Raw genomic sequence first — 26,116 nt, 5'->3', positions numbered from 1 at the left:
AGTTCACAAACATGGAACCACATCTATGCGCGCAAGCCATTGTTCGGACTCATGTCCGCTCTCACGCCGATTCACGAAACCTGGAAAAACGACAACCTCATCCGCGACGCTGCCAGAAGCCTCAGCGTAACGACGAAGAAGAGCGCGCTGATCGAGCCAGTCAAGTCGGTTCGCACGGAAACGCACGACCGCGCCGGCTCTTCCGTTTCCGCCGGCTCCACGATGCCTGGACTTCCTCTCGATCCACCGGGAGGACGCCAATGATCATCGCGCTCCTCAACCAGAAGGGCGGCGTCGGCAAGACGACGCTCGCCCTGCATGTTGCCGGCGAGCTGGCGATGCGCGGCAAGCGTGTGACCCTGATCGACGCCGACCCGCAGGGCTCATCGCTCGACTGGTCGCAGCAGCGTTCGCGCGAGAACCTGCCACGCGCCTTCGGCGTCGTCGGCCTGGCACGCGATACGCTCCACCGCGAAGCACCCGAACTCGCGCGTGATGTCGATCACGTCGTCATCGATGGCCCACCGCGTGTCGCCGGCCTCATGCGCTCCGCGCTGCTCACCGCCGACCTCGTGCTGATCCCAGTACAGCCGTCGCCGCTCGACGGCTGGGCCTCGGCCGAGATGCTGGCGCTCCTGACGGAGGCGCGCATCTACCGGCCCCATCTCATCGCCCGCTTCGTGCTGAACCGCTGCGGCGCCCGCACCGTTATTGCTCGCGAGACGGCCGAGACCCTGGCTGACCACGATCCGCCGCTGTTCGCCACAACCATCGGCCAGCGCGTCGTCTTCGCAAACGCCGCGCAGACCGGGCGGCTCGCCTCGGACATCGACCGCAATTCGCCCGCCGCACGCGAGATCGCGGCGCTAGCGGCCGAGATCGAGCGCCTCCGCATCGGGAGGGCCGCGACATGACACTCCTCACCGGTGACTGCCGCGAGCTGATGCCGCGTTGCGGTCCGTTCGACATGATCCTCGCCGATCCTCCTTACGGCGACACATCGCTCCCCTGGGACCGGCGCGTCGACGGCTGGCTCCCGCTCGCGCGGGCCGCACTTGCGCCGACCGGCTCCCTTTGGGTCTTCGGCTCTCTGCGCAGCTTCATGGTGACGGCAATCCGCTTCGCAGATGCGGGCTTCCGGATCGCCCAGGAAATCGTATGGGAGAAACAGAACGGCACTGGTTTCCATGCCGACCGCTTTAAGCGCGTGCATGAACTCGCCGTTCAGTTCTACCCCGCCGAGACGCCGTGGCGCGACATCTACAACAACGTCCAGACCACGCCCGACGCGACAGCGCGCACGGTGCGGCGCAAGCAACATCCTCCACATACCGGCCAGATCGACGCTGGCCACTATGTCAGTCACGACGGCGGGCAGCGCCTTATGCGCTCGGTCATCTACGTGCGCAACTGCCATGGTCGCGCGATCCACCCGACCGAAAAGCCGTCGGCACTCCTCGAAATCCTGATCCGCACAAGCTGTCCCGAAGGCGGACTGGTCGGTGACTGGTTTGCCGGATCGGGCGCGGCCGGGGAAGCCTGCCGGCTGTCTGGCCGCCGCTACCTCGGCTGTGAGATCGACCCCGAGATGGCCGCATGCGCCCGCGCGCGCATCGCTTCTGTGCTGCCGTTCCATGACGGAGGTCCGTCATGACGGCTCGCACAGAAAAGCGTGGCTTCGTGCAGCGCCCTTGCGATCCAGACGGCTGGATTAAGGCTGCCGACATGCCGCCGGAACGCGACGGCGATGTCGCCATCTACTCCGCACGCCTGACGGTCGACATCACGCCTGAGCTTCGCGGGCGGATCAAGATCGCCGCAATCAGACGCGGCGGCACCGTGACCGACATGCTGCGCGAGCTGCTCGCGCGCGAATTCCCCGACACAGGAGACACACCATGACCGGCTATGCGGCGCTCCGCATCGGCGGCCGTCGGTTTCCGGACGGTCCCGCCGCCTTCACCACGCTCGTCGAACTCACCTGGATCGAGAAGCGCATTGAGAACTGGATCAGGTTCGGCCACCAAAGCTACGAGCAGAAACTCGACCGCCGTCACAGGATCGTCGGCTTCGCGCCCGGCACGATTTTCTGCCTCGTCCGCTGGGCCGCAAACGACTACGGAACGATCATCTCGCGCCTCGACATCGTACGCGCCATCGACCGTGGTGAGCCATACCAGACGTTGCCCTTCGTGCGTCCTGGCGGCGAAATCCTGCTGAAGGTCGAAAGCTGGCCAAAGGTCGAGGACGTGCTTCGTCACGTCGACGGGATTGAGGCCCTCGACATCGATCCCGCTGATGCCGATCCTGATCACTGGCGGCACGTCGCGCACTGGATGAATGCCGGTGAGGCGCCGCGCCCCTACACGGCGGAGCGCCATAAGGCGTGGCTCCGGCGGCGGGAGATCGAGCAATGACGCGGCTCGGCTACCTCGCGGCGACATCCGTCGCCGTGCTCGGCTACCTCGCGGCGACATCCGTCGCCGTGCTCGGCATCGCCGTCGCCAGCGCCACGCCGATGCCGTTGAAACTGATCTGGAACGCGACGGCGAGCGCGCCAGTCGGCTTCTACACCGTATCGCCCACCGGGCGGATCGAAGTGCCGGATCTCGTCGCCGTCATTCCGCCCGAGCCGTTCGCCTCCTTCATGGTCGAACGCGGTTATGTCGGCCGCGACGTGCCGATCCTCAAGCACGTCGTCGGTCTGCCGGGACAGCGCGTGTGCCGCGATGGCCGCGCCATCGCGGTCGACAACGTTCCGCTTGGCGAAGCCCGCGATCGCGACAGCCGTGGCCGCGACCTGCCGGTCTGGCGGGGCTGCCGCTTGATCGGCGGCGGCGAACTTTTCCTCATGAACCTCGAAGCCGCCGACAGCCTCGACGGCCGCTACTTCGGCCCGTTTCCCGCCGCGGCCGTCATTGGCCGGGCCACTCCGCTTTTCACCGACGAGGACGGCGACGGCCGCTTCGTCTGGCGCGCGCGGACGCGGTGAGTGCGCGCCCCTCGCAATTCTACCGCAGCACAGGAGACCATCATCATGGCGCAGATTGGACATTTCACCCGCACGGAATCCGGTTTCGAAGGGCGGCTCAGAACGCTCGGCATCGACGAGGAAATGACCCTCGTTCCCGCCGAACCTTCGGACACCGAGAACGCGCCGAAATACCGTGTCCTGCTCGGTGACGAAGATGGCCTCGATATCGGCGCGGGCTGGACGCATGTCGGCGAGCGCGCCGGCGAGTTTGTCTCGATCACGATCTACAGCCCGCTTCTCGGCGGCACGTATCGCGCGAACCTCTTCCGCACCGGTGACGACGGTTCCGCATGGGTGTTGACCACTGTCCAGCCTCCCAAGAAGCGGCAGGAGGACTGAATGGCGGCGGTCCGACACCGCGCCGGCGCCGGACGCACGTCCGCCGTCCGGCGCTCCGCGCTCCTCCTTCTTCTTTCCGGCCTGATCTTCGCCGCAGCCGCACCACCGACGGCTCTGGCGCAAGTCTCGTCGCCGGTAAGTGCCGCGGCTGCGCATCCGAATGCGGCGCATATCACCGAGGCATCGCGCCGCTTCGGCATTCCGCCTGCATGGATCATCGCGGTCATGCGCGCCGAGAGCACAGGCAACGAGCGCGCCGTCTCTTCGGCCGGCGCGATGGGTTTAATGCAGGTCATGCCGGACACATGGGCCGAGCTTCGCATCCGCTATGGTCTCGGCCGCAATCCTTATGAACCGCGTGACAACATCCTCGCGGGCACTGCGTATCTGCGCGAGATGTGGGATCGCTACGGCGACATCGCCGCCATGCTCGCGGCCTACAATGCAGGCCCCGCGCGCTATGACGAACATCGTTCGAAAGGCCGCCCGCTGCCCGCCGAGACGCAGGCTTACGTCGCTTCGCTCGTGCCCGCGCTGCGCGGCGAGCGCCCTTCGAAGAACGGTTCGGTGATCGCCCGGCCGCTCGACTGGCGCGAGGCGGCGATCTTCGTCGGGCGCGATAGCGGCACTTCCAGCGCCGATTCCACGCCTCCAAATCGCTCGCCGGACGACGCGCTTTCATCCGTCACGGCGACACCGCAGATGCTTGTCGCCGCACAGCCGGACGGGCTTTTCGTCGCCCGGAATGCCGCTGGAGACCGGCCATGAGCGGCCCTGCGGCACTGCGCATCCCATCGTGCGCTGGCGTGTCATGGAGAGTGCCGTGGGTGGTGGCAGGCGCAGCAACCGGACGATGGCAGGATAAAAGGGCGCACGGTGCGCGTCGGTCGGGCGATTGTTTTTGTTCATGTTTTCGGCGCGTTCCGCACCGTGCAGCGCTTGCGCGCACCGTGCGCTCCGCGCCCATCTTCCTGATTTTCTTGTCCGTTTTGCACCGTGCAGGGTTGCGTCATGTCCGATGACCACGAGTTCCGCATTCGTCCAGGCCGCATCCGATCGACCCGCGCGCAGCAGGCCCGGCCTTTCGTGGCGCAGGCGCTTGCCGCAGCGAAGAAGGCGGGCGGCGGCGTCTCGCGATCCGGCAGTGTCACCTCCGGCAATCGGTCACGCTTCGGGCGCGGCCAGCGCGCCAGTATTCAGGCCAATCGCCTCATCACCTCCCGCACGCGCGGAGCCGTCGTCAAGGCGCGCGTGGTCCGCTACTCTCCACGATCCGCGCCGCTGGGGACGCATCTCGACTATCTGCGCCGGGACGGCGTGACCCGTGACGGGGAGAAGGCGCGGCTGTTCGGGCCGGAAACGGAGAATGCGGATGCGCGCGCCTTCGCCGAGCGTTGTGGTGATGACCGGCACCATTTCCGCTTCATCGTCTCGCCCGACGACGCGCCCGAGATGGCGGACCTCAAATCCTTCACCCGCGATCTCGTCGGCCAGATGGAAAGGGATCTCGGCACGAAGCTCGACTGGGTGGCCGTCGATCACTGGAACACCGAGCATCCGCATGTCCACCTGATCGTGCGCGGCGTACGCGATGATGGACAGGACCTCGTTATCTCGCGCGACTACATCAAGGAAGGCATGCGCGACCGGGCGCGCGATCTCATCACGCAGGAGCTGGGGCCGCGCACCGATCTCGATATCCGCCGTGGCCTCGAAAGCCAGATCGAGACGGAACGCTGGACGCAACTTGACCGGCAGCTTGTCCGCGATGCTGGTAAGTCCGGTATCATCGACCTTGCTCCACGCACCGACCGTCAGCCGGACGAATTCCACGCCCTGAAGGTCGGCCGTCTGCGGACGCTGGAAATTCTCGGCGTCGCCGGGCAGGTCGGTCATTCGCAGTGGTTCATCAGGCCCGAGGCGGAGAACGTCCTGCGCGAGCTTGGCGAGCGCGGCGACATCATCAAGCGCATGCACCGCGCACTCACCGAACGCGGCATCGAGCGCGGCTCGGCGAGTTATGTCCTGGCTGGTGAAAGCCTCGACGTGCCCGTTGTCGGCCGCCTGCTCGAACGCGGCCTAGATGATGAGTTGAAGGGGACGGCCTATGCAGTCGTCGATGGCGTGGACGGCCGCACCCATCATATCAAGCTGCCGCATCTCGACGCCGCCGGCGACAGCCCGCCCGGATCGATCGTCGAACTGCGCGCCTATGAGGATGCGCAAGGGCAGCGCCGCGTTGCGCTCGCCGTCCGCTCCGATCTGGACATCCACGCGCAGGTCAACGCAACAGGCGCGACCTGGCTCGACCGGCAAGCGGTTGCCCGCGAGCCGGTCGCGCTGTCGGAAGGCGGTTTCGGCGCAGAAGTCCAGCAGGCTCTTGAACACCGTGCCGAACACCTGATCGACGAGGGCCTCGCCGAGCGGCAGGGCGGCCGCGTCGTCTTCGCACGGCGGCTGCTCAACACGCTGCGCCAGCGTGAGGTCAATCTGCTGGGCCAGAAGCTCGCCGCCGACACCTCCGATCTGGACATCCACGCGCAGGTCAACGCAACAGGCGCGACCTGGCTCGACCGGCAAGCGGTTGCCCGCGAGCCGGTCGCGCTGTCGGAAGGCGGTTTCGGCGCAGAAGTCCAGCAGGCTCTTGAACACCGTGCCGAACACCTGATCGACGAGGGCCTCGCCGAGCGGCAGGGCGGCCGCGTCGTCTTCGCACGGCGGCTGCTCAACACGCTGCGCCAGCGTGAGGTCAATCTGCTGGGCCAGAAGCTCGCCGCCGACACCGGACTGCCGTTCAACCATGCCGGCGGCGGCGAATATGTCGCCGGCTCCTATCGCCAGCGTTTCACACTCGCCTCGGGTCGCTTCGCCATGATCGACGACGGCCTCGGCTTCCAGCTCGTGCCTTGGTCACCGTCTCTCGAAAAGCAGATCGGCCGTCACGTTTCAGGCGTCGCGCGCGACGACGGCGGCATTGACTGGGATTTCGGGCGCAAGCGCGGGCTCGGCCTCTAGGCGTAATCAGAAAGGAGCTTCGCCCATGTCCGCGACCAAAATCCTCTGGGGACAGATCCTGATCGTGTTCCTTATTGTCCTCGGCACCACCTGGGGCGCAACGCAGTATGTCGCGTGGAGCCTCGGCTATCAGGCGCAGCTTGGGCCACCCTGGTTCGTGCTGTTCGGCATGCCGATCTACTTTCCGGCCGCCATCATGTGGTGGTGGTATTTTTACGACGCCTATGCGCCGGGCATCTTTGCGACGGGCGGGATGATCGCCGCGTCGGGCGGCTTCATCGCCATTGCGGTGGCCATCGGCATGTCCGTCTGGCGGGCGCGCGAGGCCAAGCACGTCGCGACCTATGGTTCCGCTCGCTGGGCGGAGAAAACCGAGGTCAAGGCCGCAGGCCTGCTCGACCCCGACGGGGTGGTGCTCGGCCGTTACGAGCACGAATATCTGCGCCACGACGGGCCGGAGCATGTGCTGTGCTTCGCACCGACGCGCTCGGGCAAGGGCGTTGGATTGGTCGTACCCTCGCTTCTGACCTGGCCGGGTTCCGCCATCGTGCATGATATCAAGGGTGAAAACTGGCAGCTCACATCGGGCTTCCGATCACACCATGGCCGCGTGCTGTTGTTCGACCCGACCAATCCGAATTCCTCGGCCTATAATCCTCTGATCGAGGTCCGTCGCGGCGAATGGGAGGTCCGCGACGTCCAGAACATCGCCGACATCCTGGTCGACCCCGAAGGGTCGTTGGACAAAAGGAATCACTGGGAAAAGACCAGCCACTCACTTCTCGTCGGCGCGATCCTGCATGTCCTCTATGCCGAGCCGGAAAAGACGCTGGCCGGCGTCGCTAACTTCCTCTCCGATCCGAAGCGCCCGGTGGAATCGACGCTGCGCGCCATGATGAAGACCGCCCATCTCGGCGAGGCCGGGCCGCATCCCGTCGTCGCCAGTGCTGCGCGCGAGCTTCTCAACAAATCGGATAACGAGCGGTCCGGCGTGCTCTCCACGGCCATGTCGTTCCTCGGCCTCTACCGCGATCCCGTCATCGCCGAGGTGACGCGGCGCTGCGACTGGCGGATCAGCGATATCGTAGGCGGCGAGCGCCCAACGACGCTCTATCTCGTGGTGCCGCCCAGCGACATCAATCGCACAAAGCCACTAATCCGCCTGCTGCTGAACCAGATCGGCCGGCGCCTGACCGAGGATCTGCAATCGGGCGGCGGCCGCCATCGCCTTCTCTTGATGCTGGACGAGTTTCCCGCACTCGGAAGGCTGGATTTTTTCGAGAGCGCGCTGGCGTTTATGGCAGGATACGGATTGAAGAGCTTCTTGATCGCGCAATCATTGAACCAGATCGAGAAAGCCTACGGGCCGAACAATTCGATCCTCGACAATTGCCACGTTCGCGTCAGCTTCGCCACGAATGACGAGAGAACGGCGAAGAGGGTGAGCGATGCGCTCGGAACCGCGACCGAAATGAAGGCCATGAAGAACTATGCCGGGCACCGGCTGTCGCCCTGGCTCGGGCATCTCATGGTGTCCCGTTCGGAAACCGCCCGCCAGTTGCTCACGCCGGGCGAGATCATGCAGCTTCCGCCGACCGACGAAATCGTCATGGTGGCCGGCATTCCACCGATCCGGGCGAAGAAGGCGCGCTATTATGAGGATGCCCGCTTCCGGGAGCGCCTGCTGTCGCCGCCTGACCTGAAACGTCCGGATCAGACCCGTCCGGACGACTGGAGCAGCCTGCCGATCCCGGCGCGGCCGGAAGCGCTCGATGCGACACCGGCAGTCCGATCCGGCGACGAAGACCCGACCGAATCCGAACGGCGTCTGCAACCTGAACTCAGCCGTGCAAAGCCGGTAGAGAAGAAGGCGCCGATTGAGAACGAATTCGAGATCGAACTGCCCGACGACATTGATGAGGAGGCTACCCGCAACCGGCGCATGCTTCGCCAGATGCAGGGCGTTGCGCGGCAGGTCTCGCTCGATCCGAATGACGGCATGGAGCTGTAGGCGCCATGACCACTCGCCGGAAGAAGAAGATAAAGACCACGATCTATCTGGACCCCGATGTTGAGAAAACGCTGGCGGATTTCGCCGCCCGCCGCGATCAGTCCCAGTCCATGATTGCGGAGGCGGCCATCGCTTCCTTCCTTTCCCCGGATGATGCCGAACGGCGCGAGGCGATTGTCGCCAAGCGCCTTGACCAGCTTGACCGGCGGATGACCCGCCTTGAACGGGACGTCGGTATTGCTGTTGAGACCCTTGCGGTGTTCATCCGCTTCTGGATCACCACGACGCCCGCCTTGCCGGAGCCGGCCGCTCAGGCAGCGCGGGCAAAATCTGCTGAGCGCTACCAGGCGTTCATCACCGCTCTCGGTCGGCGCCTGGCGCAGGGGCCAAAACTCCGTCAGGAGGTTTCGGAAGATGTGGCCGAATCAGACGGCTGAGCGTCTCGCGCGCAGAATGTGGGAATAGGCGCAGCGCATTCAAGACCACGGCCGCGCCGCCGTTCTCCTGTATTTGCACGCCATGCTACTACTACGACCGAAACTTGTTGAAACGGCCGGAATCAGGGCTCTTTTAATCATCCCCGATCCGGGGATCATCTGTCGCGTCCCCACGAACGAACGGGGACGATATGGCATCTACTCATCAGAGACAGGAAGCAATCCAACGCGGCACCCGGATGCTGCGCACCGCGCTCGGCGCAGATGTGGCGCGGTTTCTCGAAGATCCAGCGATCATCGAGGTGATGCTCAATCCAGACGGACGCATTTGGGTGGATCGCCTTTCGGAAGGATTGGCAGATACAGGCATGGTGATGTCCGCCGCCGATGGCGAACGCATCGTGCGGCTGGTCGCCCATCATGTCGGCGCGGAAGTCCATCCAGGCAATCCTCGCGTCTCCGCCGAACTCCCAGAGAGCGGAGAGCGCTTCGAGGGCTTGCTTCCTCCTGTCGTGGCGGCAGCGACCTTTGCGATCCGCAAGCCCGCCGTCGCGGTGTTCACCCTAGCTGATTACATCGCCAACGGCATCATGACGGTCGAGCAGGCCGACGTGCTGCGCCTCGCCGTTGAGAGGCGGAAAAACATTCTTGTCGTCGGCGGGACCAGCACCGGCAAGACGACGCTCACCAACGCGCTGCTGGCCGAAGTCGCAAAGACCACCGACCGCGTGGTGCTGATCGAGGACACGCGCGAGCTGCAATGCGCTGCACCCAATCTGGTCGCCATGCGGACCAAGGACGGCGTGGCATCGCTGTCCGATCTGGTGAAATCGTCGCTGCGCCTGCGGCCCGACCGCATCCCAGTTGGCGAGGTGCGTGGTTCCGAAGCGCTCGATCTTCTCAAGGCGTGGGGAACCGGACACCCCGGCGGCATTGGCACGATCCACGCCAATTCGGCTATCGGCGCGCTGCGCAGGCTGGAGCAACTCGTGCAGGAAGCCGTTGTCACGGTCCCCCGCGCGCTTATCGCCGACACCATCGACCTGATCGCCGTGCTTTCCGGCCGCGGTTCCGCGCGTCGCCTCGCCGAGATCGCCATTGTCGACGGGATTGATCCCACGACCGGCGATTACCGCACGCTCAACGCGCTGCTCCATTCCGATCCCTATCCACTCTTGAAAGGTAATCTCGCATGAGCCTGCATGTCTCGCCTATCGCGCCGCACGTCGCCGCCCCCATGATCCTCTCCACTGTTCCGACCCGGCCAGAAACACCGGCCGATTTTGTCGAGCCATCCCAACCCGTCCCTCCGGCCAAGCCCAAGCCGTCCGTCCTGCGGGACGCACGCAAGCGCCTCGCCGGTTCTACAGCCCTTGCGACGATCATGTTTATGGCCGCGATCCCGGCGGCTCATGCTTCTGGCTCATCAATGCCGTGGGAGGCGCCGCTTCAGAAAATTCTCGAATCGGTTGAGGGCCCGGTCTCCAAGATCATCGCAGTCATCATCATCATCGTGACGGGCCTGACGCTTGCCTTCGGAGACACTGGAGGCGGCTTCCGCAAGCTGATCCAGATCGTATTTGGTCTGTCGATCGCATTCGCCGCATCGAGTTTCTTCCTATCGTTCTTCTCCTTCGGCGGCGGGGCGCTCGTCTGATGGCTGGCTTCGAACAACTTGATTCCGTGCCGGGTTTCTCGGTTCCGGTCCATCGCGCACTGACCGAGCACATTCTGCTCGGCGGCGCACCGCGAAGTATCGCAATCATGAACGGGACGCTGGCTGGCGCCGTCGGTCTTGGCCTGCGGCTATGGATTGTCGGCATCGCCATCTGGGCAATCGGACATTTCGCTGCGGTATGGGCGGCAAAGCGCGATCCGCTTTTCGTGGAAGTCGGCCGCCGGCATCTGCGCATCCCTGGCCATCTGTTGGTTTGAGAGTATGGCCATGATGAACCTCGCCGAATATCGCCGTACCGCCGCCCGTCTTGCCGACTATCTGCCCTGGGCGGCGCTCGTCGGCGCTGGCGTCGTCCTCAACAAGGACGGCTCGTTCCAGCGCACGGCGCGCTTTCGCGGCCCCGATCTCGATTCCGCCGTCGCGGCCGAACTGGTCGCCGTCGCTGCGCGCCTCAACAACGCCTTCCGCCGGCTCGGCTCCGGCTGGGCGATCTTCGTTGAGGCGCAGCGGAGCGAGGCCGCGACCTATCCCGACTGCCGCTTTCCTGATCCCGCTTCGGCACTTGTCGATTCCGAGCGTAAGGCCGATTTCGAGGAAGAAGGATCACATTTCGTCTCCAGCTACTTCCTCACCATGCTTCACTTGCCGCCGGCCGAGGAAGCGGCGCGCACCGAAGCATGGCTCTATGAGGGGCGGGAGCGCTCCGGCGTCGATCCGCACGAGGCGTTGCGCGCCTTCACCGACCGCACCGATCGTATCCTGGCGCTGCTTGACGGCTTCATGCCCGAATGCGCCTGGCTCGGCGATAGCGAAACGCTGACCTACCTCCATTCGACCATATCGACCAACCGGCACCGTGTCCGCGTGCCGGAGACGCCGATGTACCTCGATGCGCTGCTCGCCGACCAGCCGCTCACCGGCGGGCTGGAGCCGCGCCTGGGCGACCAGCACCTGCGCATCCTCACCATTGTCGGATTCCCGACCGCGACGACGCCCGGCATTCTCGACGAATTGAACCGGCTCGCCTTCGAATATCGCTGGTCGACGCGCGCGATCCTCCTCGACAAGACCGACGCCATCCGCCTCCTGACCAAGATCAGGCGGCAGTGGTTCGCCAAGCGCAAATCGATCGCCGCGATCCTCAAGGAGGTGATGACCAACGAGCAATCCGTGCTCGTGGACACCGACGCCGCGAACAAGGCGCAGGATGCGGATCTCGCGCTTCAGGAGCTCGGCCAGGACTTCGCCGGAGAAGCATACGTCACCGCCACCGTGACCGTCTGGGACGGCGACGCCCGCGTGGCCGACGAGAAGCTGCGGCTGGTCGAGAAGGTGATCCAGGGCCGCGATTTCACCTGCATGCCCGAGACCATCAACGCCGTGGACGCCTGGCTCGGCAGCCTGCCGGGCCACGTCTACGGAAACGTCCGGCAGCCGCCGGTCAACACCCTCAACCTTGCCCACATGATGCCGCTCAGCGCCGTGTGGGCGGGGCCGGAACGGGACGAGCATCTCGGCGCGCCCCCGCTGCTGTATGGCAGGACCGAAGGCTCGACCCCGTTCCGGCTTTCAATTCACGTCGGCGATGTCGGCCACACGCTCGTCGTCGGCCCGACCGGCGCCGGCAAGTCCGTGCTGCTCGCGCTCATGGCCTTGCAGTTCCGCCGCTACAAGCGCTCGCAGGTCTTCGCCTTCGATTACGGGGGCAGCATCCGCGCCTCAGCGCTCGCCATGGGCGGCGACTGGCACGATCTCGGCGGCGACCTGACCGATGGCTCGGAAACCTCGGTTTCCCTCCAGCCGCTCGCCCGCATCCATGAGGTGCCGGAACGCGCCTGGGCGGCCGACTGGATCGTCGCCATCCTGATGCGCGAGGGCGTGCAGATCACACCGGAGGTCAAGGAACACCTCTGGACCGCGCTGACCTCGCTTGCCTCCGCGCCGGTCGGCGAACGCACCATCACCGGCCTTGCTGTGCTCCTCCAGTCGAACGACCTGAAACAGGCGCTGCGCCCATACTGCGTCGGCGGTCCATACGGCCGCCTGCTCGACGCCGAGAGCGAGCATCTCGGCTCGGCGTCCGTACAGGCGTTCGAGATCGAGGGCTTGGTCGGCTCGGGCTCCGCCCCGGCGGTGCTGGCTTATCTCTTCCATCGCATCGGCGACCGGCTCGACGGCCGGCCGACGCTCCTGATCATCGACGAAGGCTGGCTGGCGCTCGACGACGAGGGCTTCTCCGGTCAGCTCCGCGAATGGCTGAAGACGCTGCGCAAGAAGAACGCCAGCGTGATCTTCGCCACCCAGTCGCTCTCCGACATCGATGGCAGCAGCATCGCGCCCGCAATCATCGAAAGCTGCCTGACCCGGTTGCTCCTGCCGAACGAGCGCGCGGTCGAGCCCCAGATCACGGCGATCTATCGGCGCTTCGGTCTGAACGACCGCCAGATCGAGCTGATCGCCCGCGCCACGCCGAAGCGCGACTACTACTGCCAGTCGCGGCGCGGCAACCGGATGTTCGAGCTGGGCCTGTCGGAAGTCGGACTCGCGCTCTGCGCGGCCTCCTCGAAATCCGACCAGACCCTCATCGCCCAGATCGTCGCCGAACACGGCCGCGACGGTTTCCTGCCCGCGTGGCTCGCGGCGCGCGACGTCGCATGGGCCGCGGACCTCATCCCCGATCTCATCAACTTCGACCCCCAGCCCGAACAGGAGAACTAAAACATGCCGCGCACCTCGCCTCGCATCTCCGCCGCCCTGCTTGCCGCCACCGTGCTGTCCGTACCGCTCGCCGTCGCTCCGGTCCTGACCACTCCGGCACACGCCTGGAAGATCGTCTACGATCCGACCAACTACGCCCAGAACGTCCTTCAGGCCGCCCGCGCGCTGGAGCAGATCACCAACCAGATCACGTCGCTCCAGAACGAGGCGCAGATGCTCATCAACCAGGCGAAGAACCTGGCGAGCCTGCCGTTCTCCTCGCTCCAGCAGCTCCAGCAGTCCGTGCAGCGCACGCAGCAGCTCCTGAGCCAGGCGCAGAACATCGCTTTCGACGTCGGTCAGATCGATCAGGCGTTCAAGACGCAATACGGCAACGCCTCGCTGACCGCCTCGGACGCCAAGCTGATCGAGGACGCGAAGACCCGCTGGCAGAACACCGTCGGCGGTCTGCAGGACGCCATGCGCGTCCAAGCCACCGTTGTCGGCAACATCGACACCAACCGCACCCAGATGTCGGCGTTGGTCGGGCAGAGCCAGGGCGCGACCGGCGCACTTCAGGCAACCCAGGCCGGCAACCAGCTCCTCGCCCTTCAGGCGCAGCAGCTCGCCGACCTGACCGCCGTGATCGCCGCGAACGGCCGGGCGCAGGCCCTGACCGACGCGGAGCGCTCCGCCGCGGCCGAACAGGGACGCGAGCAGCGCCGCCGCTTCCTCACGCCCGGCTCCGGCTACCAGCCTGGAAACGCCAAGATGTTCAACGGCAACTGAGACGCAGGAAAGGGGACGACCATGGACGGCAAGATGCTGGCCCGGCTGGGCGCCGTCGTCTTCGTGGCTGTCGCGATCACCGCGACGGCCATCGAGCTGACCCGCAAGGACGAGGTAAAGGCCCCGGAGCCGGCGCGGACCGTCGAGCGCTCGATCGATGCACTTCGTGTCGAACAGCGCCGGTGCCAGCAGCTTGGCGAGGCCGCCGGCAAGGATGCCGGATGCCTGCGCGTCTGGGCCGAGACCCGCGATCGCTTTCTCGGCCGCACGCCGCAGCCGGTCGCGCCCGCGGCGAATGACGAACGGTGAGCGCAGATGGGCAGCACCGGCGTCATCGACAATTTCCTCTCGGTCTTCACGTCCTATATCGACAGCGGCTTTGGCCTGCTCGGCGGCGAGGTCGCCTTCATAGCCTCAACCCTCATCGTGATCGACGTGACGCTTGCGGCCCTGTTCTGGAGCTGGGGCGCCGACGACGACATCATGGCGCGGCTGGTGAAAAAGACGCTTTTCGTCGGGGTCTTTGCCTACCTGATTTCCAATTGGAACAGCCTCGCGAAGATCGTCTTCGACAGCTTCGCCGGGCTCGGCCTGAAGGGCTCCGGAACCAGCTTCAGCACCGCCGATCTGCTGCGCCCCGGCAAGGTGGCGCAGACCGGGCTCGACGCCGGACGGCCGCTGCTCGATTCCATCTCCGACCTCATGGGCTGGATCGCCTTCTTCGAGAATTTCATCCAGATCGCCTGCATGTTCTTCGCCTGGGTGCTGGTCATCCTCGCCTTCTTCATCTTGGCCATCCAGCTCTTCGTCACGCTGATCGAGTTCAAGCTGTCGACACTGGCCGGCTTCGTCCTGATCCCCTTCGGCCTGTTCGGAAAGACCGCGTTCATGGCCGAGCGGGTGCTCGGCAACGTGATCTCCTCCGGCATCAAGGTCCTGGTTCTCGCCGTCATCATCGGCATCGGCTCGACGCTGTTCTCGCAGTTCACAGCCGGCTTCGGCGGAGCGACGCCGACCATCGACCAGGCCATGGCGATCGTGCTCGCCGCGCTCTCCCTGCTCGGCCTCGGCATATTCGGCCCCGGCATCGCCAACGGCCTCGTCTCCGGCGGACCTCAGCTCGGCGCGGGCGCCGCCGTAGGCACAGGGCTGGCGGTCGGAGGCGCAGCGCTCGCCGCAGGCGGCGGAGCCATGCTGGCCGCCAAGGGCGGTGCGCTCGCTCTGTCCGGAGGCGCAGCCGCCGCGCGTGGCGGCGCTGCCGCAGCCGGCGCAGCCTCCTCGGCTTACACACTCGGCTCCATGGGCCAGTCCGGCATGTCGGGCATCGCCTCCGGTCTCGGCGGCGTGGCGCGCGCCGCCGGTTCGGGCGCTGCCTCGCCGCTGCGTCGCGGTCTCGCCCGCGCCGCTGAAAGCCTCAAGTCGAGCCACACCGGCGGCGTCAAGAGCACTTTCGAAACGACGGGCGGCTCTTCGACCATGGGAACCGTCGGAGGCGGCGGGCAGGCTGCCAACGACGCCTCGGCCGGCGCTGCCGCTGCCGGATCTGTGAATACCCCGCCGGCCTGGGCGCAGCGCATGAAGCGCGGCCAGACGATGAGCCATGGCGTTTCCGCGGCCGCCCACGCGGTCCGCTCCGGCGACAGCCACGGCTCCGGCTCCTCCGTCAATCTCTCCGAAAGCGACCGCTCATGAACCTCTTCCGACGACCCGCCACCCACTACGGCAAGACGCCGCAACCCGAGACCCCCTATCAGAAGGCCGCCCAGATCTGGGATGAGCGTATCGGCTCCGCCCGCGTCCAGGCGCGCAACTGGCGCTATATGGCGTTCGGATGCCTGGCGCTGTCGGCCGGCTTCGCGGCCGCTCTCGTCGTCCAGTCGGCGCGGGGCACCGTCGTTCCCTGGATCGTTCAGGTCGACAAGCTGGGACAGGCCCAGACCGTCGCCGCGGCAACCGCCGACTACCGTCCGACCGATCCGCAGATCGCATGGCATCTCGCCCGCTTCATCGAACAGGTCCGCTCCGTCCCGGCCGATCCGATCATCGTGCGGCAGAACTGGCTGCGCGCCTATGAATGGACGACGGACCGGGGCGCGGCCGCGCTCAACGACTATGCCCGCGTCAACGACCCCTTCACCAAGGTCGGCAAGCAGCAGGTCGCCGTCGAGGTTTCCTCGGTCATCCGCGCCTCGCCGGAGAGCTTCCGGATTGCGTGGATCGAGCGGCGCTATGAGAACGGCCAGCTTTCGACCACCGAGCGCTGGACGGCGATCTTCACCATCGTCGTGCAGCCGCCCCGCGACGCCGAACGGCTCAAGGCCAATCCGCTCGGCATCTACGTCAATGCAATCAACTGGTCGCGGGAGTTGGGACAATGACGCCGCACTTCCGCAATGCCGCAAACCCGGCTTTCCGTAAATCCGTGATCACGGCTTTGCTGGTTTCGACGGCGATGCTCGGCGGCTGCGCCTCGGCGAAGAAGCCGCCCGCAATCACCTACGATTCCGACGTGCCGCCGCTGCCGGCCGTACCTGCCGCCGTGACGGACACGACACCAAAGCCGATCCACATCCCGCCCGCCTGGACGGTGAGCCGCGGCGGCGGCGCGGCCAGCACGCCGACCGCCCGTGTCGAGAACGCCAATCTCGCCGCGCGCGTCGAGCCGCGGCGCGAGGGCTATTACAACGCCATCCAGGTCTATCCGTGGAGCGACGGCGCGCTCTATCAGATCTATGCCTCGCCCGGTCAGATCACCAACATCGCGCTGGAGCCGGGTGAAAGCCTGACCGGCACCGGACCGATCGCCGCCGGCGATACCGCCCGCTGGATCATCGGCGACACCGAGAGCGGCTCCGGCGAGACGCGGCGCGTTCATGTGCTGGTGAAACCGTCGCGCGCGGATATCTCCACCAATCTCGTCATCACCACCGACCGGCGCACCTACATGATCGAGCTGCGCTCGCGCGAGAAGCCCTACATGCCGTCCGTGGCCTGGTCTTATCCGCGCCCTCGTGGCGGTTCGGCCCAGGCGATACCCACAACGCCGGTTATCCCGGCCGTGGCGACGCGAAACTATCGCTATGGCTTCGCATCCGGCGGCAATCCGCCATGGAAGCCGGTCTCCGTCTACGACGACGGGCGGCGCGTCTACATCGAGTTTCCGCGCGGCATCGTCCAAGGCGAGATGCCGCCGATCTTCGTAATCGGCCCCGAGGGCGAGGCGCAGATCGCCAATACGCGCACCTATCGCAACGTGCTGATCGTCGATCGCCTGTTCGGCGCGGCCGAACTGCGGCTTGGCGGCGGCAAGCGCCAGCAGACCGTCAGGATCGAACGCATCGACGGCTCCTCGCGCGCAATGAATGTCCGCCAGGACAAGGGAGGGCAGTCGTCATGACAGACACCGAAAGCAACAGCGCTGCGCCGATGCGCCTTCGTGCCGAAGCCCCGCGCGTCACGCGCCTCTCGCGCAAGACGCTGGCCGGAGCCGGCCTCATCGTTTCGCTCGGTATCGGCAGTGCGCTGATCTACGCGCTCCAGACCCGCGATCGCGGCGCGGATGGCGAGGAACTCTATTCGACCGAGAACCGCGCGACCGCCGATGGACTCGCGGGCCTTCCGCGCGACTACACCGGGCCGGTCCTAGGCCCGGCACTGCCCGGCGATCTCGGCCGGCCGATCCTCAGTGCGCAGAACGAGGGCAAGCCCGTCGTTCCGCCCACGGTCCCCGATCCGACCGTCGATCAGGAAGAGCAGCGGCGGCGCGCCGAAGAGGAAGCCGCACGCACAAGCCGCGTCTTCTTCCAGACCGAGACCCGCACGAACCCGACCGCGAGCGCGGATCCGGCCGCCAGCGCAGGTATGCCGAACCTCACGGGGCTCGGCCTCGGCGGAAACACGGCGCAGGACCGGCAGAACGCCTTCCTCAACGCCGCCGTCGATCGCCGGACCACCGCGGCCGATCGCGTCATGGCTCCGGCATCGCCCTTCGTGCTTCAGGCGGGCGCGGTCATCCCGGCAGCGCTGATCACCGGCATCCGCTCCGACCTTCCCGGCCAGATCACCGCGCAGGTCACGGAAAGCATCTATGACAGCCCGACTGGCCGCGTCCTCCTCGTGCCGCAGGGCACCCGCATCATTGGTCAGTACGACAACAGCGTCCAGTTCGGACAGCGCCGCGTGCTGCTGGTCTGGAACCGGCTCATCTTCCCCAACGGCCGCTCGATCGTGCTGGAGCGCCAGCCCGGTGCCGACAGCCAGGGCTATGCCGGCCTCGAAGACGGCATCGACTACCACTGGTGGGATCTCGCTAAGGCGGCGGGGCTCTCCACCCTGCTTGCCGTCGGCGCCGAACTCGCGACGAGCGATGAGGACCGCCTGATCCGCGCGATCCGCGACGGTTCGCAGGACACGATCAATCAGGCGGGCCAGCAGATTATCCAGCGGCAATTGCAGGTCGCGCCTACGTTGACCATCCGGCCGGGATTCCCGGTCCGCGTGATCGTGACCCGCGACCTTGTACTTGAACCTTACAGGGGATGATCCATGACAAAACTCAAACTCGGTCCGCTTGCCGACGACAAGCCGGTCAAGGTCACGGTGGAATTGCCCGCCGGTCTAGCGCGCGATCTTTCGGCCTATGCCGAGATATTGAGCAGGGACACCGGCCAGCCGGTGCGCGATCCGATGAAACTGATCGTTCCGATGTTGGAACGCTTTATTGCAACCGATCGAGGATTTGCAAAGGCCCGTCGGAGCAACGGAAACAATCCCCGGACTCCCACACCCAGCCCAAGCACATAAGGGCGCTTCTGCGTCAGCACCGGCCGCGAGCGACGAGCATAAATGGCACTGCCGAGTAATTCTCCCTCGGCATGTCGTTCACAGCAATTGACCCTCCATTATTCAAATGGTACGACACCGTACCGTACCAAACTATTTAGGAGTGATCGATGTGCTTCCCAATCAATCTGGTTATGGTTCGCTCGCCGCTCTGATCCCCGACGAATTCCAGATCGTTGATCGCCTTGGCTATGGAAGGACCGGTGAGCTTTTCCGTGTAAGGAACCGTCGAAATAACGAAGAGGTCGTCCTCAAATTAACCGCCACGCAATTCGCTGAGCATTCGCCTCAGCATGAGGCGACGTTTCAGAAAACGTGCAGTCACGAGAACATCGTACGCATCATCAAGACATATGACTGCGGCACGACATTCATCATGGCGATGGAATATATGCCGGATGGGTCGCTTGCCGATCTGCTGGCACGAAAATTTGTGCCTGTCGCGCAATCCATTGCGTATTGCCGTCAAGCTCTCGCCGGCTTGGGTTGGGTCCATAGGAACAGGATCATTCATCGCGACGTGACCGCTGACAACATCATGCTCGCCGGCGAGACCGCAAAGCTCTCCGACTTTGGTGCTGCACAACATCAGGAGACGGGGAGGATCGTATCCGATCTCCTTTATGGTCCCTATATACCGCCTGAGACCGTTGCTGGAGCGGGCTTCTCGGTGGCTACTGATATCTTTGGTATGGGGTTGACGCTTCTCCGTGCGGCAAACAACCAATACGCCTTTCACACTCGTCTAAGCCAAGCGCGCAAGTCCATGCAAGACGGGGAGAACATCGCCGATGTCGTCGGTTTCCAAGGTTACGTTCCTGAGAAGTTGAAACGCATCATCAGAAAGGCGGTCGCATCCGATCCCGCGTGTCGATACTCGACAGCGGGCGCATTCAGGCAGGACCTGAGCCGGCTGGATCCGGTACGTTATTGGCGGCTGGTAAACGAGTCGACCTGGACATGCGAGTATGCCGGTAAAGAGGAAATCATTCGCCTCTATCCCGCGCAGTATGCCACCGTCCTCCACACAGTCGGGGGAAGGACCCGCGCAAAAACCGTGCACGCCAGTCGTCTGGAGGCATCGAACCATATGCTGTCAATCGTTGCGAAGTCGACGCTACAATAGGTCTCCGGTAACCAGCTCAAATCGGCAAGAATGAAATACTGCCTTGACGCCGACGCTGGTGATCAAGGTTGTTCTCATCGCTTCCGGCGGATTACGGTAGCGCACAATCGGATCACCTCACGGCCAAAGCGCCCATGATGCAATGTCTTCAGGCCCCGCGCCCAATGTGACAGACGCCGACATGCCAGCGTCGAGATGAATGCCTTTGGGAATTTCCGTGAGCAAGATCCTAGCCGATAGCGGCTTCACGGTGACGGCGAGGGTTGCTGCTTGCCCTTTGTAATTGTCGGGGCAGCTTCCTGAGCACAAGCCATCGACAACGCCGCGTATCCTGGCTTCCGGATATCGATCGATGACAACACGGGCTGAGCGCCCAACTCTTACATGATCAAGCTGGGCTTCCCTAAAACTGGCGATAACCAAAACATCGTCGTCGGAGTCTCCGTCGAACGATGCCAGTCTGGACCTAACGTAGGCGGTTTCGGATTTTTGCTCTGAGACGTGAACCGTCAGCCATTGCCATCCCACTGCCCACGCGATCGCCAGCAAGCCGTAAACCGCTACGGCCGACGCAGCGACCTTAGCCCTCCGGCCCATCGCCGCCTTCCGCGTTGTTTCCGCCATTCTCTAATCGGGCCTTTACCTGCTCGACGACCGCCCGAACATCATCGGCAGTAACCCCATCGCGCTTCATGAGAAGCTGAACGATCGGATCGTTCAGTGCTTCTTCAAGCGTGACTTCGCGACGATGCTCCTGAGACATGGCGCACCTCGTCAGTGCGCCCCAGGGGCACCTGATCCCGGCTCGACCTTCTTCAGCAGGAAGCAGAATAGGAATCCTACCAGGAAGGCGACGCCCATCGCGTAGAAGCAGTCGCTGAACGCCATGATATTGCTCTCCCTCCTCATGATGCCATCGATCGCTGCGAGTGCGCGCATCTGCGCCAGCTCCGAGCCCGAACCCAACGAGACAAACCGTTGCGTGAGAGCGGCGATCCTTTCTTGGGTAGCTGGCTCAAGCAGCGAAAGATGCTCGGTGATAATGTTGGAGTGAAAGTGCTCACGCACGGTCAGAATCAATCCGACCATCGAAATCCCTACCGCGCCTCCAAGGTTGCGCATGACGTTGAAAAGTCCCGATGCGGACCCCGCTTGTGCCGGCGGAATGTTCGCGGTCGCGACCCCTGATACTGGCTGCATGATGAACGGCATGCTGATAGCGCGCACGACGTTCGACCAGACCATCTGGCTGTAGGCCGAGTCGGCGGTCATGTGGATGTTCATGAAGCAACTGGCCGCAAACACAAGGCACCCGAAGGCGAGCAGATATCTTGTATCCACCTTTGCGGACAGGCGCAGCACAACCGGAACCATGAAGAGCTGGGGAATGCCCAGCCACATCATGACCTCACCGATCTGAAACGGGCTGTAACCTTGGATCTGCGCGAGATATTTCGGGACGAGGAACACTGTCCCAAAAAGGCCATACCGAGAATTGTATTTATCCCGGACCCTACCGTGAAATTTCTATCGGCGAATAGCCGCAGATTTACCAGCGGCTCTTTTCGTCTCATTTGCAGTACGACAAAGGCCGTCAGGAAGATCGCCGCGATCCATGCGGTTTTGACGATGAATTCGGAGTCGAACCAGTTCTCCCGATTTCCTTCTTCCAGCATAAGCTCAAACGCCGCCAGCCCGGTTGCCATCAACCCGATGCCGAGCCAGTCACCTTTCCGAAGCAAGTTGAGCTGCATTGGTTCGTCATCAAGGCCCCGCAGAAGCAGCATGAACATCATGACGCCGGGGATAATCTGGATGTAGAAAATATACTGCCAGCCGTAGTTGTCCGTGAGCCATCCACCCAGCGCAGGGCCGACCGAAGGCGCCTGTGTTGCTGTCAGGCCGAAGAGCGCAAAACCGATCATCTGCTTGGCCGGCGGCAACTTCGTCAGAATGATGGTGAACGCGACCGGGATCAGCGCTCCACCAAAAAAGCCCGCCAGCGCCCTGAGCACGATCATTACCTCAAGGTTCCACGCGAAGCCGCCTGCAATCATGAAGGCGACAAACAAGATGACGTTCCCGAGAATGTAGCGCTTGATGCTGAAGACTTGCGACAGCCACCCGGTCAGCGGAATGACGATGATCTCGGCGATCAAATAGGACGTCGATATCCAAGAGCCTTCGTCGATAGAGGCGCCCAGCGCGCCCTGGATGTCAGCGAGCGACGCATTCACAACCTGAATGTTCAGGACGGCCATGAATGCGCCGAGAACCCCGCCGAACACCGCAAGCCAGTTACGGAACGGAACAGCAGACTGCTCTCGCGATGGGTGAGCGCTGGCCGTGATATCGGTCATCGGCTTGATACCTTCAGGTGCTCCGCGTCAGATTGATCCTCGGCGCCTTTGGTGTTGACCTTTGCAATCACCGACATTCCGGGACGCAAGTCGACGACGTGCGCACTCTCACCATCGACGACGACCTTCACCGGGATTCGCTGGACCACTTTCGTGAAATTGCCGGTGGCGTTATCCGGCGGAAGCAGGGCAAATTGTGCGCCTGATGCCGGAGAGAGGCTGTCGATGTGACCGTGAATGACGCGGCCAGGATAAGAATCGATTTCAAGTTCGACGCGTTGCCCGACGTGCATTTCGCCAACCTGCGTCTCCTTGAAGTTCGCAACGACATAGGCGTCCTCGGTCGGAACAAGCGCCAGCATCTGCGTGCCCGGCTGGACATACCGGCCGACCCGAACTTGAAGATTACCCACGGTTCCAGAGATCGGCGCGCGCACGACCGTATTCTCAAGGTCGATTTCAGCAAGTTTGAGAGACGCCTCCGCTTGCGCTAACGCCGCTTCCGCTCCCTTTTCTTGTGCGTCGAGAACCGACACACGATCCTTTTCGGATGTGATGCGCGCCTGGGCCGCGCGCACCGCAGCGATCGCCTTTGTGGCATTACTGCGCGCGAGATCCGCGCTTTGGATGGAAACAGCGTTCGTGCGAACAAGTGCTTCAGCCCGCTCGAGGTCGCGCTTGGCGCGTTCGACCTCGGCCGCTGCCGAATCTGCGTCCGCTTCGGTCTGGCTGATCACTGCGCGTTGTAACTGTAGTTGGCTTCGAGCTGCTTCAATCGCCGCCCGCCGCGCAGAGACATCGGCCCGTGCAAGATCAACCCGAGCTTGGAAATCACGATTGTCGATTCTGAAGAGAACATGTCCGCGTTTCACAACCTGGTTGTCGACGACTTCCACATTCTCGACATATCCCGCCACGCGCGGCGCCAATAGGGTTACGTCTGCACGAACGTAGGCGTTGTCGGTGCTCTCGACAAAACGCCCCTCCGTCCACCAGTACCAACCGTATTTCCCGCCATAAGCGAGTCCTCCCACCACGAGCAGTCCGACGACGACGTTGCGGGCAATCTTCCTTTTCGATTTTTTCTCGGGCATCTATTGCGCTCTCTTGGTACTGGTTGTTACCATGGATAGGTAACGCACAGTACCTTAAGATGCAAGACTGAATTCGATTGTGGAGCACAAATGAGCGAGATCGCGCGGAAAAGCGGGGGGCGTCGGCAGAGACGAGACAGCGAGGAATTGCGCGCTGCTCTGCTCGCAGCGGCGTCGGAGGTGTTCCTTGAGGAGGGATTCCAGAGTGCCAGTATCGAAGCCGTCATTGAGAAGGTTGGCGGCTCCAAGCGGGCAATTTACAGCCATTTCGGCGGAAAGAAGGAACTATTCCTGGCGCTCGTCACGGACGCATCGAGCAAGATCATCGATTCGCTGCCGCGCAGCGATGAGGTAAGCGGCGATTTCGGGTGGACGCTGAAGACGTTTGGCATGGAGGTGAGCCGGGTGCTTATGATGCCGACCACACTTGCCCTGTACCGCGCCGTAATTGCCGAAAGTGCACGGCAACCCGACGTAGCCGAGACCTTTTTCCTCAATGGCCCCGGCCGAGTGGCAAAGCGGTTGGCTGAAGTGTTGAACCAGTTTGAGGCGAGCGGAGTGATTTCGATCGCTGATTGCCAGCGCGCGGCCGAACGCTTTCTCGGCATGTTGCGCGATGACGTTCATCTCCGAGTCGTGCTCGGTCTCCAGCCGCCACCTTCCGAGAATGAATTGGAGCAATCGGTTGATCAGGCGATCGAGATTTTTCTGCGCGGGATCGAGACGCGCGGTTCCTGATCGCAAACAATCCAATGTTCCACAAATTCCTGGCGGTTCAACGGCTGTATATCGCTTCTGCGATGTGGAATTTCCGATTTTTGAAGGTTATGGTAACGCAACGTACCACGCTGGGATTATCGCAGGATGAACAAGGATGCTGGACGGCCGGCGAAACGGCTGTCGTCACACGAGCGGCGCAGCTTGATTTTAGATGCCGCAGCCACCGTTTTCTTTGAACAGGGCTATTCAGCGACCAGCATGGACGCGATCATTGAGCGCGTCGGAGGTTCCAAGCGCAATATCTATAACGAGTTCGGCAGCAAGGAGGGCCTGTTCACGGCGATTGTCTCCGAAGCGGCAGAAAGCGCACTTCGAGCGCTCACCGCCGAGGAAATCGGCGGGCGAAATCTGCGCGAGACCCTCACAGAATTTGCCCAAAAGCTGATCGAAATCTACATGTCGCCAAAACTAATCGGCGTCTATCGGGTGACGATGGCCGAGGCGTTCCGATTCCCGGATCTTGCGAAAGCGTTCTATGATCGCGGTCCTGGCCGTACTGCTCTTCGGCTTGCCGAGGTGTTGGAAGACGCAAAGCAGCGCGGCGAGATTGAAATTGACGATTGCCGCATCGTGGCAGATCATTTCACCGGAATGCTACGCGACAACATTCACCTGCGCGTCGTGCTAGGTCTGCAACCTCCGTTGACTGTGGACGAGAAGAAGAAGGTCGTCGATTCTGCTGTGGCAATTTTCCTCGACGGCATTCTCACCCAACCTAAGCGTCCACAGTGAGTAATGTGCGCAGTCGGCCCTCAAATCAGAGAATCGCCTCAAGAAGCTGGCCCATCGCGTCAATCCAAGAGTGCTGGAAGGCATTGAAATAGACCGCGAACGCGATGAACCGCCGGACTCCGTTCGCGTGGCGCTTTGGCATTTTGCCCGACGAGACCTCATTGACAATGCGAAGCAGGTATTGAAGCGCGGGGTTTGAGTTTCCCGGTGACCAGATCGCCGTCCAAGGGAGCAACTCGGGATCGCCGCAAATGGGGCGAAACCTGATTCCGTCCGCCGTACCACCAATGATGGAACTGCTCGCGAGCGTAATGCCGTATCCCATCGCAACAACATTGAGGAGGCTCTGCCGGCTGACATTGTGAACATCAATTTTTGGTCTGAAGCCAGGCGCCGATAGTTTTCGCACGAGATAATCCCGAACCTCCGGTCCCGCACCTTGCCGCGTCACCAAGAAAGTCTCCTCCTTGAGGTCGGACCAATGCAACTCGTGATGATCAGCTAGACGATGGTCAGCGGGAAGGGCGACATGGACGCTTTCCGACCAAACCCGAAGGGCCTTTTGCCCCGCGAGTTTCGGTTCTCCGGCGATGAAGGAAATATCGAGTTCTCCGGTCGTCACCCGCGCGAGGTCTTGCTCGGCGGTTCCTTCGTGGAATGATACCCGAATATGCGGATAGCGTCGGTGGAACTCCCGAAGCGCAATGTGGAGGGGGCCAGCAGCAAGCGATAATAGAACGCCTACCTGAATCTCCCCACGCTCGCCGCGTCGAACCGACGATGCGAGTTCAATTGCGTGGCTGAGCTGATGCATTCCTACCGATGCCTCTTCGAGGAAAAGTTCGCCTGCGCTGGTTAGCCTTACCCCGCTAGGGCCGCGGTCAAATATGCGAAAGCCGATTCTATGCTCAAGCAACTGCACCCGCCGCACCAAAGTTGATTGTGAGATATTAAGCGCTGACGCCGCGCGCCGGAAACTTTGGTGCTGAGCTGCGGCAAGTGCATACCGTAGGTATTTCAAATCGAGCGATAGATCCGGCATTGCCTCCCCGACATGAGTTTTGATTTGCTTGAGCGGGATAAAGTCGCCCCTATGACGCTCATCGATGCTTTGCTGGATCAGTCGCAGCGAGATTGCGCGCGCGAGCATATTGCTCGCCCGTGCGGGTATCTTTCATGGTA

The 26,116-nt window shown here is 63.4% G+C and carries 28 protein-coding genes and 2 pseudogenes; 25 read left to right on the top strand and 5 right to left on the bottom strand.

The features are described 5' to 3' along the window. The 23 genes and pseudogenes from FHS81_RS14715 to FHS81_RS14605 form a co-directional block, all read left to right on the top strand. A pseudogene (locus tag FHS81_RS14715) lies at positions 1 to 264 on the top strand (hypothetical protein); the annotation flags it as partial. Continuing rightward, entirely contained in the window at positions 261 to 914 is a 654-nt protein-coding gene (gene parA, locus FHS81_RS14710) for a ParA family partition ATPase (RefSeq protein ID WP_183754249.1), read from the top strand. The pseudogene FHS81_RS14715 and the gene parA, both read left to right, overlap by 4 nt. After that, positions 911 to 1,654, top strand: a complete 744-nt coding sequence (locus FHS81_RS14705) for a DNA-methyltransferase (RefSeq protein WP_183754247.1) — start codon at positions 911 to 913, stop codon at positions 1,652 to 1,654. The genes parA and FHS81_RS14705 overlap by 4 nt, the downstream gene beginning before the upstream one ends. Further along, positions 1,651 to 1,902, top strand: a complete 252-nt coding sequence (locus tag FHS81_RS14700) for a hypothetical protein (RefSeq protein WP_183754245.1) — start codon at positions 1,651 to 1,653, stop codon at positions 1,900 to 1,902. The genes FHS81_RS14705 and FHS81_RS14700 overlap by 4 nt, the downstream gene beginning before the upstream one ends. Continuing rightward, positions 1,899 to 2,417: a DUF2840 domain-containing protein gene (locus FHS81_RS14695; RefSeq protein ID WP_183754243.1), complete on the top strand. Its 519-nt coding sequence runs from the start codon at positions 1,899 to 1,901 to the stop codon at positions 2,415 to 2,417. Before FHS81_RS14700 ends, FHS81_RS14695 begins: the two co-directional genes overlap by 4 nt. Beyond that, complete coding sequence (locus tag FHS81_RS14690; RefSeq protein WP_183754241.1) at positions 2,414 to 2,992, top strand: S26 family signal peptidase; 579 nt, start codon at positions 2,414 to 2,416, stop codon at positions 2,990 to 2,992. The genes FHS81_RS14695 and FHS81_RS14690 overlap by 4 nt, the downstream gene beginning before the upstream one ends. Positions 2,993 to 3,037: 45 nt before the next feature. Beyond that, positions 3,038 to 3,373 (top strand): DUF736 domain-containing protein, encoded by a 336-nt coding sequence (locus FHS81_RS14685; RefSeq protein ID WP_183754239.1) that lies wholly within the window; start codon positions 3,038 to 3,040, stop codon positions 3,371 to 3,373. Continuing rightward, positions 3,374 to 4,141, top strand: a complete 768-nt coding sequence (locus tag FHS81_RS14680) for a lytic transglycosylase domain-containing protein (RefSeq protein WP_183754237.1) — start codon at positions 3,374 to 3,376, stop codon at positions 4,139 to 4,141. A gap of 243 nt (positions 4,142 to 4,384) precedes the next feature. Next, the gene (locus tag FHS81_RS14675) at positions 4,385 to 6,388 is read left to right on the top strand and encodes a relaxase/mobilization nuclease domain-containing protein (RefSeq protein WP_183754235.1); all 2,004 of its coding nucleotides are present in this window, start codon (positions 4,385 to 4,387) and stop codon (positions 6,386 to 6,388) included. Positions 6,389 to 6,413: 25 nt separating this feature from the next. Then, positions 6,414 to 8,399, top strand: coding sequence for a conjugal transfer protein TraG (locus tag FHS81_RS14670; RefSeq protein ID WP_183754233.1), 1,986 nt, complete (start codon positions 6,414 to 6,416; stop codon positions 8,397 to 8,399). A 5-nt stretch (positions 8,400 to 8,404) separates the two neighbouring features. Then, positions 8,405 to 8,836, top strand: a complete 432-nt coding sequence (locus FHS81_RS14665; protein WP_183754232.1) for a CopG family transcriptional regulator — start codon at positions 8,405 to 8,407, stop codon at positions 8,834 to 8,836. A gap of 191 nt (positions 8,837 to 9,027) precedes the next feature. Continuing rightward, on the top strand, positions 9,028 to 10,032 hold the full coding sequence (trbB, locus tag FHS81_RS14660) for a P-type conjugative transfer ATPase TrbB (protein WP_183754230.1): 1,005 nt from the start codon (positions 9,028 to 9,030) through the stop codon (positions 10,030 to 10,032). A gap of 188 nt (positions 10,033 to 10,220) precedes the next feature. Next, positions 10,221 to 10,493, top strand: coding sequence for a TrbC/VirB2 family type IV secretion system protein (locus FHS81_RS14655; RefSeq protein WP_246375047.1), 273 nt, complete (start codon positions 10,221 to 10,223; stop codon positions 10,491 to 10,493). Further along, positions 10,490 to 10,771 (top strand): VirB3 family type IV secretion system protein, encoded by a 282-nt coding sequence (locus FHS81_RS14650; RefSeq protein ID WP_183754278.1) that lies wholly within the window; start codon positions 10,490 to 10,492, stop codon positions 10,769 to 10,771. Before FHS81_RS14655 ends, FHS81_RS14650 begins: the two co-directional genes overlap by 4 nt. A gap of 10 nt (positions 10,772 to 10,781) precedes the next feature. Next, positions 10,782 to 13,232: a conjugal transfer protein TrbE gene (trbE, locus tag FHS81_RS14645; protein WP_183754228.1), complete on the top strand. Its 2,451-nt coding sequence runs from the start codon at positions 10,782 to 10,784 to the stop codon at positions 13,230 to 13,232. Between the two features lie 3 nt (positions 13,233 to 13,235). Further along, the gene (trbJ, locus tag FHS81_RS14640; protein ID WP_183754226.1) at positions 13,236 to 14,000 is read left to right on the top strand and encodes a P-type conjugative transfer protein TrbJ; all 765 of its coding nucleotides are present in this window, start codon (positions 13,236 to 13,238) and stop codon (positions 13,998 to 14,000) included. Positions 14,001 to 14,021: 21 nt separating this feature from the next. After that, a complete protein-coding gene (trbK-alt, locus tag FHS81_RS14635) occupies positions 14,022 to 14,309 on the top strand; it encodes a putative entry exclusion protein TrbK-alt (RefSeq protein WP_183754224.1) in 288 nt (95 codons plus the stop codon). Between the two features lie 6 nt (positions 14,310 to 14,315). Next, a complete protein-coding gene (gene trbL / locus FHS81_RS14630) occupies positions 14,316 to 15,692 on the top strand; it encodes a P-type conjugative transfer protein TrbL (protein ID WP_183754222.1) in 1,377 nt (458 codons plus the stop codon). Beyond that, on the top strand, positions 15,689 to 16,378 hold the full coding sequence (gene trbF / locus FHS81_RS14625) for a conjugal transfer protein TrbF (protein ID WP_183754220.1): 690 nt from the start codon (positions 15,689 to 15,691) through the stop codon (positions 16,376 to 16,378). Before trbL ends, trbF begins: the two co-directional genes overlap by 4 nt. Then, entirely contained in the window at positions 16,375 to 17,397 is a 1,023-nt protein-coding gene (gene trbG, locus FHS81_RS14620) for a P-type conjugative transfer protein TrbG (RefSeq protein WP_183754218.1), read from the top strand. The genes trbF and trbG overlap by 4 nt, the downstream gene beginning before the upstream one ends. Then, a complete protein-coding gene (locus tag FHS81_RS14615; protein WP_183754216.1) occupies positions 17,394 to 18,542 on the top strand; it encodes a TraB/TrbI/VirB10 family type IV secretion system protein in 1,149 nt (382 codons plus the stop codon). Before trbG ends, FHS81_RS14615 begins: the two co-directional genes overlap by 4 nt. A 3-nt stretch (positions 18,543 to 18,545) precedes the next feature. Further along, a complete protein-coding gene (locus FHS81_RS14610; protein WP_183754213.1) occupies positions 18,546 to 18,803 on the top strand; it encodes a DUF2274 domain-containing protein in 258 nt (85 codons plus the stop codon). 142 nt (positions 18,804 to 18,945) lie between these two features. Next, positions 18,946 to 19,968, top strand: coding sequence for a protein kinase domain-containing protein (locus FHS81_RS14605; RefSeq protein ID WP_183754211.1), 1,023 nt, complete (start codon positions 18,946 to 18,948; stop codon positions 19,966 to 19,968). 117 nt (positions 19,969 to 20,085) lie between these two features. Here FHS81_RS14605 and FHS81_RS14600 read toward each other — a convergent pair whose 3' ends face one another. The 4 genes and pseudogenes from FHS81_RS14600 to FHS81_RS14585 form a co-directional block, all read right to left on the bottom strand. Further along, positions 20,086 to 20,565: an HlyD family secretion protein gene (locus tag FHS81_RS14600; RefSeq protein WP_183754210.1), complete on the bottom strand. Its 480-nt coding sequence runs from the start codon at positions 20,563 to 20,565 to the stop codon at positions 20,086 to 20,088. Beyond that, positions 20,549 to 20,731 carry a hypothetical protein gene (locus tag FHS81_RS14595; RefSeq protein ID WP_183754208.1) on the bottom strand — a complete coding sequence of 61 codons (183 nt, stop codon included), beginning with the start codon at positions 20,729 to 20,731 and terminating at the stop codon, positions 20,549 to 20,551. Before FHS81_RS14595 ends, FHS81_RS14600 begins: the two co-directional genes overlap by 17 nt. Positions 20,732 to 20,742: 11 nt before the next feature. After that, positions 20,743 to 22,328 (bottom strand): annotated as a pseudogene (locus FHS81_RS19365) (DHA2 family efflux MFS transporter permease subunit). Further along, positions 22,325 to 23,422, bottom strand: a complete 1,098-nt coding sequence (locus FHS81_RS14585) for an HlyD family secretion protein (RefSeq protein WP_183754206.1) — start codon at positions 23,420 to 23,422, stop codon at positions 22,325 to 22,327. Before FHS81_RS14585 ends, FHS81_RS19365 begins: the two are co-directional and overlap by 4 nt. 90 nt (positions 23,423 to 23,512) lie before the next feature. Between FHS81_RS14585 and FHS81_RS14580 the strand changes: the two genes are divergently transcribed. Continuing rightward, on the top strand, positions 23,513 to 24,160 hold the full coding sequence (locus tag FHS81_RS14580) for a TetR/AcrR family transcriptional regulator (RefSeq protein WP_183754204.1): 648 nt from the start codon (positions 23,513 to 23,515) through the stop codon (positions 24,158 to 24,160). Between the two features lie 126 nt (positions 24,161 to 24,286). Then, the gene (locus tag FHS81_RS14575) at positions 24,287 to 24,934 is read left to right on the top strand and encodes a TetR/AcrR family transcriptional regulator (protein WP_183754202.1); all 648 of its coding nucleotides are present in this window, start codon (positions 24,287 to 24,289) and stop codon (positions 24,932 to 24,934) included. Positions 24,935 to 24,959: 25 nt separating this feature from the next. Here FHS81_RS14575 and FHS81_RS14570 read toward each other — a convergent pair whose 3' ends face one another. Then, the gene (locus FHS81_RS14570) at positions 24,960 to 26,084 is read right to left on the bottom strand and encodes a LysR family transcriptional regulator (RefSeq protein ID WP_210281726.1); all 1,125 of its coding nucleotides are present in this window, start codon (positions 26,082 to 26,084) and stop codon (positions 24,960 to 24,962) included. Positions 26,085 to 26,116: the final 32 nt, after the last annotated feature.

It is taken from the genome of Pseudochelatococcus contaminans (genome assembly GCF_014195635.1).
Taxonomy (GTDB): Bacteria; Pseudomonadota; Alphaproteobacteria; order Rhizobiales; family Beijerinckiaceae; genus Pseudochelatococcus; species Pseudochelatococcus contaminans.
This window is presented reverse-complemented; position numbering and strand designations above follow the sequence as displayed.